The 13,094-nt window shown below is 68.5% G+C and carries 9 protein-coding genes and 1 pseudogene; 6 read left to right on the top strand and 4 right to left on the bottom strand.

Annotation, left to right across the window (positions count from 1 at the left end):
- Positions 1-7 precede the first annotated feature (7 nt).
- On the top strand, positions 8-592 hold the full coding sequence (locus ACFY6U_RS49485; protein WP_059211207.1) for a carboxymuconolactone decarboxylase family protein: 585 nt from the start codon (positions 8-10) through the stop codon (positions 590-592).
- 49 nt (positions 593-641) lie between these two features.
- On the opposite strand, the gene ACFY6U_RS49480 is transcribed toward ACFY6U_RS49485, so the two are convergent.
- The 3 genes from ACFY6U_RS49480 to ACFY6U_RS49470 form a co-directional block, all read right to left on the bottom strand.
- Entirely contained in the window at positions 642-1,259 is a 618-nt protein-coding gene (locus tag ACFY6U_RS49480) for a hypothetical protein (protein WP_390049349.1), read from the bottom strand.
- A 188-nt stretch (positions 1,260-1,447) separates the two neighbouring features.
- Positions 1,448-2,269, bottom strand: a complete 822-nt coding sequence (locus ACFY6U_RS49475; RefSeq protein ID WP_390049347.1) for an MFS transporter — start codon at positions 2,267-2,269, stop codon at positions 1,448-1,450.
- Between the two features lie 431 nt (positions 2,270-2,700).
- Positions 2,701-5,238 (bottom strand): 2Fe-2S iron-sulfur cluster-binding protein, encoded by a 2,538-nt coding sequence (locus ACFY6U_RS49470; protein ID WP_390049345.1) that lies wholly within the window; start codon positions 5,236-5,238, stop codon positions 2,701-2,703.
- Positions 5,239-5,440: 202 nt separating this feature from the next.
- Between ACFY6U_RS49470 and ACFY6U_RS49465 the strand changes: the two genes are divergently transcribed.
- The 5 genes and pseudogenes from ACFY6U_RS49465 to ACFY6U_RS49445 all read left to right on the top strand — a co-directional run bounded on the left by ACFY6U_RS49465 (position 5,441) and on the right by ACFY6U_RS49445 (position 12,007).
- The gene (locus ACFY6U_RS49465; protein WP_390049344.1) at positions 5,441-6,163 is read left to right on the top strand and encodes an alpha/beta fold hydrolase; all 723 of its coding nucleotides are present in this window, start codon (positions 5,441-5,443) and stop codon (positions 6,161-6,163) included.
- 15 nt (positions 6,164-6,178) lie between these two features.
- The gene (locus tag ACFY6U_RS49460; protein WP_059211200.1) at positions 6,179-6,388 is read left to right on the top strand and encodes a 2TM domain-containing protein; all 210 of its coding nucleotides are present in this window, start codon (positions 6,179-6,181) and stop codon (positions 6,386-6,388) included.
- 34 nt (positions 6,389-6,422) lie between these two features.
- Positions 6,423-6,912, top strand: a pseudogene (locus tag ACFY6U_RS49455) (DUF4188 domain-containing protein).
- 1,105 nt (positions 6,913-8,017) lie between these two features.
- Positions 8,018-8,560, top strand: a complete 543-nt coding sequence (locus ACFY6U_RS49450) for a monooxygenase family protein (RefSeq protein WP_059211199.1) — start codon at positions 8,018-8,020, stop codon at positions 8,558-8,560.
- A 90-nt stretch (positions 8,561-8,650) separates the two neighbouring features.
- Complete coding sequence (locus ACFY6U_RS49445) at positions 8,651-12,007, top strand: BTAD domain-containing putative transcriptional regulator (protein ID WP_390049342.1); 3,357 nt, start codon at positions 8,651-8,653, stop codon at positions 12,005-12,007.
- A 95-nt stretch (positions 12,008-12,102) separates the two neighbouring features.
- Here the strand turns inward: ACFY6U_RS49445 and ACFY6U_RS49440 are convergent, their stop codons facing one another.
- The gene (locus ACFY6U_RS49440) at positions 12,103-12,624 is read right to left on the bottom strand and encodes a transposase family protein (RefSeq protein WP_390049341.1); all 522 of its coding nucleotides are present in this window, start codon (positions 12,622-12,624) and stop codon (positions 12,103-12,105) included.
- Between the last annotated feature and the right edge of the window lie 470 nt (positions 12,625-13,094).

Genomic DNA, 13,094 nt, shown 5'->3' with positions numbered 1-13,094 from the left:
GCATCGTATGCGTATTCGCCCCATCCCACCCGATGAGCTCGACCCCTCACTCCGCGAGGTGCATGACGGCATCGCCGGCCTCGTCACCGAGGAGCAGGGCCGCGTCGTCATCCTCGACGACGACGGTGCGCTCGTCGGGCCGTTCGCGGCGATGCTGCACTTCCCCGCGTTCGGGGTTCCGGCGCTGTTTCTGCAGCGGGCGGTCGCGGCCGAGGCTCACCTCGACCCCGTCGTCCGCGAGGTGGCGATCCTCACCGTCGGCGCCGCTTACGGCGCCCGGTACCTGCTGTACGCGCACGAGCAGACCGCAGACGAGGTCGGTCTTGCGGCGGCACAGATCGCGACGCTGGCGGCGGGCGGGCGGCCCTCCGGGCTGAGTGACGAGCAGGCCGTCGCCCACGACGTCGCGAAGGCGTTGACCTCGGGGCGCATACTGCCGGACTCCACATACGACCGGGCCACGCAGTTGCTGGGCCCTGATGGGGTCGGCGAGCTCGTTTTCCTCATCGGCAGCTACTGCCTCATCGCGATGGTGCTGAACTGCTTCGACGTGCCGGTCCCCGGTCGGGAACCGTCAACTGCCCAGCCGTGACGCCGACGAGGTGGCTGCTGGCGATTGCGGCGTTGCGGATCGTCGCTGCCTAGTGCTCGGCCATCAGTTCCTCGGCACGGCGGGCGACCAGGTGGGCGTCGCGCTCGACGGACAGTGCGTGCGCCCGCTCGGCGACGGCCCGGAGGGGGGCGACCGGCTCGCCGCGTGCCCGCAGCACCCGTGTCCGGAGCAGAAGCAGCAGGCTTTCGGCGTAGCGCTGGCCGTACGTGTCGATGGCCGAGTCCGCCCGGTCGAGCGCCGCGTCGGCCTCGTCCAGCTTTCCCGCCGCCGGCCACATCTCGCCGAGGAGCCCGTACCAGGTGGCCAGGCCCGAGCGTGGCGGCTCGGAGAGCGACGCGACGATCAGGTCGTGCGCCTCCACGGCTACGCCGACCGGATCCCCGCCGGTCACGGCTCGTGCCCAGCACCGGACCAGCCGCAGGTAGTCGCCGAGTAAGCCGAACGAGAACGCGGGGTCCGCGGCGATCCCGCGCTCAGCCCCGCGACGTGCCCGCACGGGGGCGCCGATCAACGCGGCGACCCGTGCGGAGTAGGTCGCCCAGACCGTGATCACGTAGGGATCGTCCCCCGCGGCGGCCTCCATCGTGTCGAGCAAGGCAAGCGCCGCGTCGGTGTCACCGTGCAGCGCGGTCATCATCGCGAGCATCCCGGCCGCCATCAGCCGCAGATCGCGCCGAAGGGGGCCCTCCTCCTGCTGGGCCGGGTCGCAGCGCCCGGCACGTTGTCGTCGTCGATATCTACTTCGGTATCCGGTGTCCTCGCTGATGAACGCAGGACCGGTTACTTGACGAGCACTGAACGGAAATCCGGGGCCCTACAGGGGCCGCTTCACCATTAGTTCCGTTGCCCCTCCGCCTTTTCCTGGGCGACGGCACTCGGCGCCGCAGGGTGGGCGCGCTTGTCCAAGGTGTACCGGCGTTGCAGCACGATGGCGATCGTCATGAGGACGGCTGGCACCAAGGTGAAGCCATAGCGGACGGCCGCCAGCGCGCCGGGAGACTGCGTGGTGTGCTCACCCGCGCCACTGGCCACGAACCCGCCCGCGGCCAGGCAGGCCGAGTACACGTACGGCCCCAACGCGCCGCCGGTGGCCTCGGCGGCGGTCCACACGCCGGTGTAGCTGCCCGCGCTGGCGGCACCGGCCGGCCCTGCGGCGGCGATGACGTCGGGCACCATCGACAGCGGCATCAACTGCATCGCGGCGAACGCGACGCCCAGCACGGCCACGGCTGCGATCAGCAGCGGCAGACCGGCCGCGGCGCCCAGGGCCAGCACCAGCGAACCGCCCACGAACGCGGCCTGGGCGGCGAGCAGGCTGCGCTGCTTGCCGAGACGCCGGGCCACCAGTACCCACAGGGGCGTGGTCAGGACCGCCGGCGCCATGAACGCCGCGATAAGCACGGTCGTGAGCGCGGAGCGGCCCAGCTCGTACTCGGCGAAGTACGGCATGGCGGCCAGTACCAGGTGCATCGTGATCCCGACGGTCAGATACGACGCGGTCAGCGCACGGAACTGCCGGTCGCGCAGCGCCACCACCAGCCCGCCCCGGCGCCCGGGCCCGGCCGGGGTGCCCGGCGCGGCCCGGTTGAGGTGCGCGACGCCGGTGATGCCGACCAGCATCGCCGCGAACATGACCGCGCCGAGCCACAGAGCCATTCTTCTGGAGAATGTTGACCGCCGAGGCCGGGACGTCCTCGGCCCAGATCAGGTCGACCAACTCGCTCGTACTGATCGGCTTGCCCGCGCGGGCGAGCAGGATCGCGAGCAGATACGACTGCTGCCGAGGGCCGGGGTCCAGTTCGACGCCGTCGCGCCAGATCCGCAACGGACCGAGAACCTGCAGCCGCAGAGACGCAGCGGAGGAAGTCATTCCTTTTCCCGTTCCCAGCCTTGGCCGGCCTTCGCCGCCATTCGCCGTCCATGGTCACTCAAGTCCCGTGGCAGACAAAGCGATTACCAAGAATTGCTGACTGGAAAGGCAAAGCAAACAACCAGAAACGACCAGAGATGACCGTCACCATCGCGGCGGATACCTCCCGACGGGCCATGCGCCACCGGCACATGCAGTAACGCTCACCGGTTCCGCCCTACTGGCCGATCACCAGGTCCTCGGTGGGCAGTGTCTGGCAGGCCAGCCGCCAGCCGGCCGCCAACTCGTCGGCGGAGAACATCCCCCGGTCGTCGGTCTCGTAGGCGCCGGAGAGCACCCGCACCCGACAGGTACCGCAGGCGCCTTCGCCGCACGACTGGGGCAGCGCGACGCCGACGGCGTTGGCGGCGTCGAGGACCGACTGCCCGGGGCTGCACGAGAACGCCGGGCCACCGCCATCCGTGCCGATCACGAACTCCGTGACACCGGCCGCCGCAGCGGCGGCAGCAATGGCGTGCGCCTTCTCCCGGCGGGTCTCCTTGCTCCGGCCCGACACGAACGCCTCGGTGCGGATGGCCTCTGGCGGCACCCCCAGTTCTCTCAGGCGACCGATCAGGTCCTGCATCATGGGCGCCGGCCCGCACAGGTGCACGCGGGTCGCCGGGCCCGCGTGGGGCAGCAACTCGTCGTAGCCGATCCGCCCTTGTCGATCGGTCGCGAAGACCGACACCTCCAGCCCCGGCAACCGTGACCGCAGCGCCTCGATCTCCGGCCCGAACAGCACCTCGGCCTCGGTCCGGTAGCTCGCCAGCAGGACGATCCGCCCCGTGTGACCGGCGTCGGCGGCCGCGAGCAGCACACTCATCAGCGGGGTGATCCCGACGCCCCCGGCGATGAGCAGGAGCGTTTCAGCGTCGGTGCCCGGCTCCCAGATGAACTCACCGTGCGGGCCGCTCACCCGCAACGCCAGCCCTACCTCCAGTTCCTCATGCAGGAACCCCGAACCCAGCCCGTCCGGCTCGTGCTTCACCGCGATCTCGAAGAAGCCGCTCTCCCCCGGACCGCTGCAGATCGAGTACGACCGTTCGATCGGCTCGACGGCGACGGGCAGTTCGACCTTCACATACTGCCCGGCGGTGAACGAGAACGGCACCACGCCCCCGTCCAGGGGTTCGAAGCGGATCCTCCGGACCGTCGGGGTCAGCACCTCGATGCCGGCCACGCGCAGATAGCCTTCCCAGGGCGTGGCCGGATCCCGGGTCGTTCCGCCGGAACGGATGGCCTGCCACATCGTCCCGAGCTGCCGCGGTTTCAGGACAGCGTTCGCCGCCATCAACCCGCCGGCCAGCGCCCCCACGACGCCGGACCCCCAGGCGTCCTGCCCGGCCACGAAGAGGCCCTTGACCGGAGTACGGCATCCCGCCCGCGCCGAGCGCAACCGCTGGGGAGTCGCTGCGAGTCCGTAGAAGGATCCCCGCACGCTGTGCTGATAGGTCTCGAACGACAGCGGCGTCGCCAGTTCGGCGAACGCGATCGTCTCCCGGAATCCGGGCCAGCGTTCCTCCAGGCGGGCGATCAGCCGCCCGGTCAGCTCGTCCTTGAACTTCCGGTAGCTTTCGGGCCGCTCGTTCCCGGACGTCCCGCGCCACTCGTCGACCACCTTGGGATCGACGAGTTCCAGCAGCTCCACCGTGTGGAACCGGGCGGCCGGATTGTTGAGCGACGCGAACGACACGTACAGCGTGCCTTCCCCAGGAAGGCGTTGAACGCCGTCGTGGTCGTCGAGATCCGGCATGAACCAGTGGTTCTCGCCGCGCAGTCCGAACTCGGCCGGCGACCGGTCCAGTCCGAGAAACAGCATGACCGCCGACCGCTCCTCGGGCAGATCCGCCAGTTCGTGGCTCTTCCCGATCAGGGCATACGTGTTGCGCACTCCGGTCGCCGAGACGACGGTGTCCGCCCGCACCCGGTAGCGGCGGCCGGTGGTGGTGTCCGCGACGTCGACGCCGGCCACTTTGCCGCCCTCGACGACGACTTCGTGCACCCTCTGCCGGGAGCGCAGCACCACGCCGTACCGCCGCAGCATGTCCAGCACGACCCGGTTGAGTTCCTGCGGGCCGCCCACGGGGTGTGCGGTGCCTTCCATGAAGAAGGTCAGCGGGACCGCCGCGTGATACCCGAACGCGCTCGACGCCGGCGGAGTGCCGTACAGCCCCCATCGCGCGGCCAGCACGGCCCGCAGGCGCGGATCGCGGAAGCTGCGGGAGACCTGGTCCCGCAACGATCGGAAGGCCGACGGGAAGAGCCGCTCGACGATGGGCGCACCCGCCTTTCGTACGCCGGCGGGGAACGATGCGAAGACATTGCGCGCGGTCAGCCCGGCCATGGCCCGGCGCGTGGTCCGGAAGAACCGGTCGATCGCGTCGGACTCGGCGGGAAACTGCTCCTTCAGACGCTCACGGAACCGCTCCTTCGTGGCGGGGACGGCGAAGTCGAACCCCGGGAAGTGCAGCGCGTCGTACTCGTCCGGCAGGGGCGAGAGCTGCGCCCTTCCGTCCGTCATGAACCCGAGGAACGGGCCGGCGCTCGCACTCATGTAATGCAGCCCGGTGCCGAAGCGGTATCGGCCGGCGCGGGAGAACTCCTGCGTCATCCCGCCGAGCGTGTAGTGCTGTTCGAGGACGAGAACGCGTTTCCCGCCGAACTGCGCGATCGTGCGCGCCGCCGCGAGACCGCCCATACCCGACCCGATCACAACGACATCGACTTCCTCGTCCGACCCCATCGGCACCCCCCAGTCGTCTGTCCTCCGAGGCGCTCATATTGGTCGAACCGGCTTGACGTCGACTGAATGACCAGTGAAGCCCGCCCGGAATCAGGTCCCGGGCGCATTCAATTCCCGTCCAGTGCGACGCCATAGCTTTCTGTCGGCCGTCATCCGAAGGAAAGGTTGGCCCATGGTGAGCGGGAATCCGACGATCGTGCTCGTACACGGAGCCTTTGCCGACGGCAGCGGCTTCAACGCCGTCGCCAAGCGGCTTGTCGCCGACGGCCATCCAGTGGTCGCCGCGCCGAATCCACTGCGGGGGCTCGCCTTTGACGCGGCTCAGGTCAGGGCGCTGCTGGACAGCATCGAGGGACCGATCGTGCTGGTCGGGCACTCGTACGGCGGTGCGGTCATCTCAACTGCCGCCGCGGGAAACGCGAACGTGAAGGCACTGGTCTACCTGGCGGCGTTCGTGCCGGAGACGGGCGAGAGCGCGCAGGCACTGGTCGAGAAGTTCCCGGGCAGCACCGTGGGCGAGTCCCTGAAGCCGGTGCCGCTGCCCGACGGACAGGTGGACCTCTACATCGACCTGAAGGTCTTTCACCCCCATTTCGCGGCCGACGTGTCCGCGGAGGAGGCCGCCCTCTACTCGATCACGCAACGCCCGGCCACCGGCGCCGCCCTGGGCGAGCCCGCCACCGGTCCACAGGCGTGGCACACGATCCCGAACTACAACCTGATCAGCGGCGCCGACAGGATCATCCCCCCGGCGACGCAGGAGTTCATGGCCCAGCGCTCCGGCGCGAAGACCCAGGTGGTCGAGGGTGCTTCGCACATGGTGTTCGTCTCCCGGCCGGGTGCGGCGGTGGGCCTCATCGAGACGGCCGTGCGGGAGCAGACCTCGATCCGATGATCCACGGGAGGGAAAATGCACAAGAGCGAAAAGGCCATGAGGTGGGGCCTGCGGATCCACCTTTTCTGGTACGTCATCGCCAATGCGGCCCAGGTGGTACTGTGGGCGATTCTCACATCAGACCACTTCTTCTGGCCTCTGTGGTCGATTCTGGGCTGGGGTATCGGGCTGCTGATCCACTTCTTGGCGATTCGTTCGAAGTTCCGATCACTCGCCCGGTCATGATCTGAACCATCGCAACGAGTCCCAGAGCAGGATCATGTCCGGGAAAGTGGTTCCGGGTCGCAACACTGCCGCCGCCGAAGGCGATGTCGTCGTCTTCCACATCGGGCTGCGCATCAACCGACTCCTGGCATTCTCCAGCTGGTTGCCGACCTTCATGTCGATGCCACGCATGCTGCGCGAGCTGTCACAGGAGAAGAGCAGCGGGCTGCTCGGCTACAGGGTGCTCTACGGAGGGCTCCGCGAGTTCTACGTCGTCCAGTTGGACCGACAAGGAACGGCTCCTCGCGTACGCCCACCAGCAGGACAAGGAGCACCGGCCCGCATGGACGGCGTTCAACCGACGAGCACCTGCCGGGAAGGGGCGCGTGGGTATCTGGCACGAGACGTTCATCGTCCCGGCAGGCTCCTACGAATCGGTGTACGACGACATGCCCGCATACAGCCTCGCTGCCGCGACGGGTGTCGTGCCGGTCGGCCGCCGCGGGGATACGGCGGCCCAGCGGCTGAGTGCGGCGAAGCAGTAGGCGTCCGTCCCGCGAGGAAGTGAACCGCCTTGAGCTGCAGGGAAATCACGAGGGATGGCCAGGCGCGGATCGACAAGCAAAAGCGCAGACAGCCGAAGCCTGAACGAACAGCCCCAGCGCCGATGCCTGCTGTTCACGTTCAACTCCACCACTCCAGCAACATGGTCGGGAGTAGGGAGTGATCTGTCCGAGCGGCCTCCGCCAGGGCTGGTCGGCGCAGTCTTAGTCCGTGGGGCCCATCGAAGCCCCAGCAAGCCTGGAAGATCATGCGGAGGTGATGTGGGCGGATCGTACGCCCCTGCGAACCGCCCGCGGCACACGCCCTACCAGGGCATGCAGCGCTCTGGCCGGAACGATCACCGCAGTGGGGTGATGGCTGAGTGTCTACATCGGCGGATGTCACGCGGGCCAACTTCGGGTGTGGCTCTCCTGTAGGGACGGGGGAGAAACTGCCCGCCGCAGCTTCGGGATCGCGAGCTTGAGGTCGCCAGCCGGCGTGGTCCCTGATCTTCACACTCCCCTCGGCCTCGATCAGTTCCTGCGGCAGCCGCTCGGCCACCTCGCGGACGAGTTCAAGACCATCTGCCGAACGTAATGACTACAGTTGAGTAGGGAGTTTTCACCAGCCGACGGGTGCACGCCAGGAGGCGGGACCCACGCACTCAACCGTGGAGGTCCCCTACGCCGCTCGGCGGCAACGCCGTTGCACTAGCCGTCAGGCCCGGCGTCAATGTCTCCGTCCTTGACCATCATGAAGTCCAATGTATATGTCTGCACATTGCGTGGGTGTTGGTCCCGCTGGAACTGGTACTTGCTGGATGTCTTGTGGTAGCGGGCCTTCAATTAACGCCGCCGCATACCGAGAGACTGGCGCCCTCCAGTTGACGTGGAGTGGACCCCTCCGGGGACCGCGATCCAACGTTCCTAAACTCCGCCTGGGCAGAGGGTTGCTGTGCGCACGCGTCGGCGGCCTGCTCGCCGAACTCCACAGCTGAGTGCGACCGCACGGATGCCGCCGCCCGCGCATTCAGTCGACGTCAAGTGTCCATTCCGTGCCCGTCACTAGCTTTGGCTCGTCACCCAACGAGCCAAGGAGGCACCAGCGATGCCTACGCGCGTCAATCGGCAGACAGTCGACCTCACTCCGTATCCCGACCTCGTGGTCGTCTACCTCGGTATGCGAGTCAATCGGCTCTACGGCCTACGCACCTTGGCCGGCTACGGCCCGCAGATCGGTCAATCCGGGAAAGACCAGCCGGAAGGCCTGCTGTCGCACGAGTCGCTGCTGTGGTCGCTGTTCCCCATGCACGTCGGCATCCGCCAGTACTGGCGCGACCTGCCTTCGCTCTTGTCATGGGCGCGGTCCGAACCGCACCGGCGCTGGTGGCGAGATTTCCTGCGCGACAGCGGCGGCACCGGCTTCTGGCACGAAACGTACCTGATCCGCGGCGGTATGGAGGCGGTGTATGACGACATCCCGAGCCGTCGGGGCTTCGCCTCCTTCGCCCCCGTGCGGCCGGCGCGCGGCCACCTGTTCGGCTCGGCCACGCGAGTCGGACGTCCTGAAGAAACCGCCGCACCGGTCGTCAGCGAGGAAGAGCTCTACACGCCCGACGCCCAGCCGGAACCCACCGACGGAACGGCTTGATATAGCGTCGGCTCGGCGTCCGGAACGGCTCCCGTCTGCACCTCGGAAGTCACTCCCGCCGGACGGGAGCGAAACGATAAGCTTCCAGCGATGGCCGTTCCGGAGGCGAGAGGTACCGCGGTGTCAGTCCCCGTAGTCCCCTCTGGCGGTGAGGATCAGCCGGCCGGCCGATCTTCGCCATATCTGCAGATCTTGGGCCCGCTACGGATCTGGCGCGACGGTGTCGAACTGGATGCCGGGCCACCACAACAGGCATACCTCCTGGCGCTGCTGCTGGCCCGCGCCGGCCAGCCGACCAGCACGAGCGAGCTGATCGACCTGATCTGGGGCGATGACGTACCCAACAGCGCGCTCAACATCATCCACAAATACGTCGGCGCGTTGCGGCGACTGCTCGAACCCGCGATCCCCGCCCGTGAAACCGGCTCCTACCTGCACCGCCGCGGCAACGCCTATCTGTTCTCCGCCGCCCCCGGCGCCCTGGACCTCCTCACCTTCCGAGAACTCGTTGCGACCGCCAAAGAGGCCATGGCACAGCAACGCCAGGAAACGGCGCTCGACCGCTATGTCGAAGCGCTCGGTCTCTGGCGGGGTCGGGCGGGCGACGGGTTCACCCACAGGTCGACCGCACTGCCGATCTTCACCGGTCTCGACGACGAGTTCCACACCGCGTGCACCGAAGCGGCCAAGCTGGCCGTGTCGCTGCGCCGACCGGCATCGGTGCTGTCGGCGCTGCAACTCGCCGCATCGACCTCGCCGTTCCACGAACCCGTCCACGCCGGTCTCATCACCACCCTGGGGGCCGCGGGACGCCGGGCCGAGGCACTGTCGGCGTACCACAGGGTCCGCGCCTGCCTCGCCGACGAACTCGGCATCGATCCCGGTCCGGAAATACGGGCCGCACACCTGCAAGTGCTGACGCAGCCCCAGACCTCGCCGCCCGAGGCGAGTACGGCCGGCGCTTCGGCGCGGAAGGAAGCCGGCCTCGTCGGCAGGGTCGAGGAACTCGCCGTACTGCGCCAAGCCGTCGAGAAGGCTTTCACCGGCAGTGCGGCGCTCGGCATCGTCCAAGGGGAGCCGGGCGTGGGCAAGACCCGGCTACTGCAGGAGATCGCTGCAGAAGCGAGTCGGCGTGGCGCGCTGGTCGTTTGGGGTTCGTGCCTGGAAGGCGACGGAACACCGTCGATGTGGCCCTGGGAACAGACACTCCGCCCGATTCTCGACAGCCTGCCCGCACCGTTGCGGGAGAAGTGGCTCGCCAGCGAGCTCGGCGCACTCCTCCAATCTCCAGACGACTACGCCACCGGGTCGGCGATTCCCGACAGCCGTGCACAGTTCCGCCTGTTCGAGCAGGTCGTCACCGTCGTCGGGCAGGCCTCGGCGCAACAGCCCATGCTGCTGATCGTCGATGACCTGCAGTGGGCCGACGCCGCCTCACTCCAGTTGTTCGGCCACCTGACGGCCCGGCCGCCCACCGGCACGGTGATCATCGGAGCGCTACGCGATCGCGCACCCGCACCCGGCTCCAGCCTGTCGCGGGTCCTGGCCACGGCCGGCCGGCTGCCCGGCCACCGCAGGATCCGGCTCGGCCCGCTCGGCCTGACCGACGTGACCGAGCTCATCCGCCGCGAAACTGGCCGCGAGCCCGGCGCCGAAGTCGCCCGCGGCATCCATGCTCGCACCGCCGGCAATCCGTTCTTCGTCCAGGAGCTGTCCCGGCTGCTCAGCGAGGGCGGTTCGCTCGGCGACGGCGGCGCATCCGCACCAGCCGGCGTGCCGGCCACCGTGCGAGACGTCGTCCGTGATCGGATGACCGGCCTCGACGACAGCGCTCACGGCCTGCTGCGCACCGCCGCGGTCATCGGCCGCGACGTGGACCTCGACCTGCTCGCCCGCACGATGGGCGTCGAGATCGCGGAGTGCCTCGAACGCCTCGAACCGCTGCAAGAACTCGGTCTCCTGGAGGCCAAGCCGCAAGACCCGTTCTCGTGGCACTTCGCGCACGACCTGATCCGCGAGTCGATCACCGAGACCACCGCGCGGCAGCAAGCCGTCCAGCTGCATCTGTGTGTCGCCGACGCCCTCGAACCCATCCACGCCGACGACGAGTCCGTCGCCGAACGCCTCGCCTACCACCTGTGGGCCGCCGGCCCCCTGGCCGACCCGGGTCGCACCGCGAAGGCACTGGCACGCGCCGGTCGCCGCGCGGCGACCAAGCTCGCGTTCGCGGCCGCCTATCGGAACCTGGAATCGGCCATCCAGATCGCCCGGACAGCAGGGCTGCTGGAGATCGAACTGTCCGTCCTGGCGCTGCTCAACCTCCTCGCCGTCGAGCCTCCGGGAATGGGCGGCTCGACGTACGATCTGCTGGAACGGGGCGCATACTTGGCCCGCAGACTCGGCCGCGAGACGGCCGAGGCCGAGTTTCTCTTCTATCGGATGACCGGGGCCTACGTCTCCACCGAGAAAGACCGTGGGATGTGGGCTCGCCGGCTGCATGAGCAAGGCCAGGCATCCGCGGACCCGAAAATCCAGGCGTACGGCCGGCAGGCCTGGGGCCTGTACCACTGGGATATCGGCGACATCGGCGCGGCGTATCAGTGTTTCAGCTGGCTGGGCCGTACCACTGCGGACGACGTTGCCTCGCTGCTCGCGAACTCGGCCGACCCGCACCCGGGACCGGCTCAAGAAAGTCTGTACCACCTTGCCGACCAGGTCGGGGGTGTTCCGATTCGACGCCGTGACGACCGCGGACGCTGGCGGATCCCCGATGAGTGGATCGGCTATTTGGGGGTCATTACCTCGCTGCATGGCGATGTCGAGACGGGGCGGTCCCTGCTCGGCACGGTGTACCAGGCCGAGGGGGACCTCTTCGAGATGTCGGGCTGGACCCGTTACCAGACCATGGCCGCCTCGATGGCCGGTGACGCGGACTGGGCGATGCAAGCGACCGAACGGTGGGTCGCGGCCAGCGCCGACCTTCCCGGCGTCGCCCAGGAAACCTATATACGGCTGGACTGGTACTGGGCCCGTGCCCTCACCGGCGATGACCCGGCCGGCGCCGCGGCCAAGGCCGAACAGCTCCTGGCCGCGACCCTGGCCGACCCGCCGAGATGGGGCCTCGCCTACTGGTACGGACTGGTCGCCGAGATGTGGCTGGCAGCCGAGCTGCCCGACCGGGCCGCTTCCGCCCTCGACCAGGCCGACCAGGCCATCAAAGCCCACGGCCAACGCTACGCCGAAGGGCTTCTCCTGCTACTGCGCGCGCGCCTGCTGCAGGCCCGCGGCGAACCCGTCGATGTCGTGCGAGCCGCCGCCGACGAAGCCCGCACCCGATCCGGCGAACGCGGGGCCCACCTCTTCGCTCGCCGCGCCGAGAGGTTCCTGGCCGATCTCGACCAGAATCCCGGAGCCCCATTCATACGCCACTCTCATGAACCTTCGTAGGTTGATGAGTCCGGTGACGGCGACGAGGAGCTCGGGGAACTTCTCGATCGGTGCGCGGTAGCGTCCGCCTTCCTCGCTCAGGATCCGCCAGGACTTCACGTGGGCGGCGGCGCGTTCGACGGCCGCGCGGACGTGGGAGAGTAGGGCGTTGTCCCGCTTGTGGTTCTCCGAAGGTCGCGGCCGGGTAGGCGCTTGTACGGCACGAGGTCGACGCCGACGTAGCCGAGGTCGGCGAGTTGATGAATGCCGTCCACCAGGTCTTTCAGGCCCGAGGCGGCGTAGGCGTGCGCGTCGTGGCGCGCCCCGGGTATCGGCACCGGTCCGACCGCGACGAGATCGCCATCCATCGAGCAGGCGATCTGCACATTCATGCCGGCGTACCCGGCCTTGACCGAGTACAGGTCGTTGTGGTGGTTCCAGTCCCAGGTGGGGCAGACGGTGCCGTCGATCAGGGCGGTACCGGCCCGGACTATCGCACGAGGCTCGGCACCAGGTCCGCGAGCCTCGGCGATCAGCGGCCTCAGCAGGCCCCAGCGTCGGGAGACGGTGGCCTGGGAGACGCTGAAGAACCCTGCGGCCACCGCCTGCACGGGGTGGCGGCGCAGCAGATGGAGCACGAGGACGGGACCTCCGGGACACACTCAATGGCTTCGACACCATGCGAACTACCAGAGGTCCCGCCCTCTTGACAGGGCGCACACACCCTTAACGCACCGGGGTTGCATACAGCGGGACGCCACCATCGACAACCGCACACGACGTCAGCGGACATGGCCCAACCCGCCAACCCCCTGGCCCAAGGGGCCTCTTGTGCATCGACATGCCCGCCCACCGACCTTTGCCTCAACCTCGCCTCGCCCCTGCGCCAAAGCCGCGATGCCCAGCTGAGCGGCTGGATGCGTCTCCTACGCAACGGTGGGGAGGAAAGCCATCTGATCAGCGCAGACAGGGAATGCGTCGGATCTTGTGACCAACCTGATCGCCGTCACCTCCCGGGAGTGTAAATCTAACGGCGGATCTGACGATCATGAGAGAGACGTCAAGTGACTGATACCGCCGTGGAGTTGAAGACCGTGGAGCCTGTCGA

This window comes from Streptomyces sp. NPDC013157, assembly GCF_042899865.1.
In the GTDB taxonomy this organism is placed as follows: Bacteria; Actinomycetota; Actinomycetes; order Streptomycetales; family Streptomycetaceae; genus Streptomyces.
The sequence above is the reverse complement of the archived record's forward strand: the minus strand, read 5'-3'. Positions and strand labels throughout refer to the sequence as shown.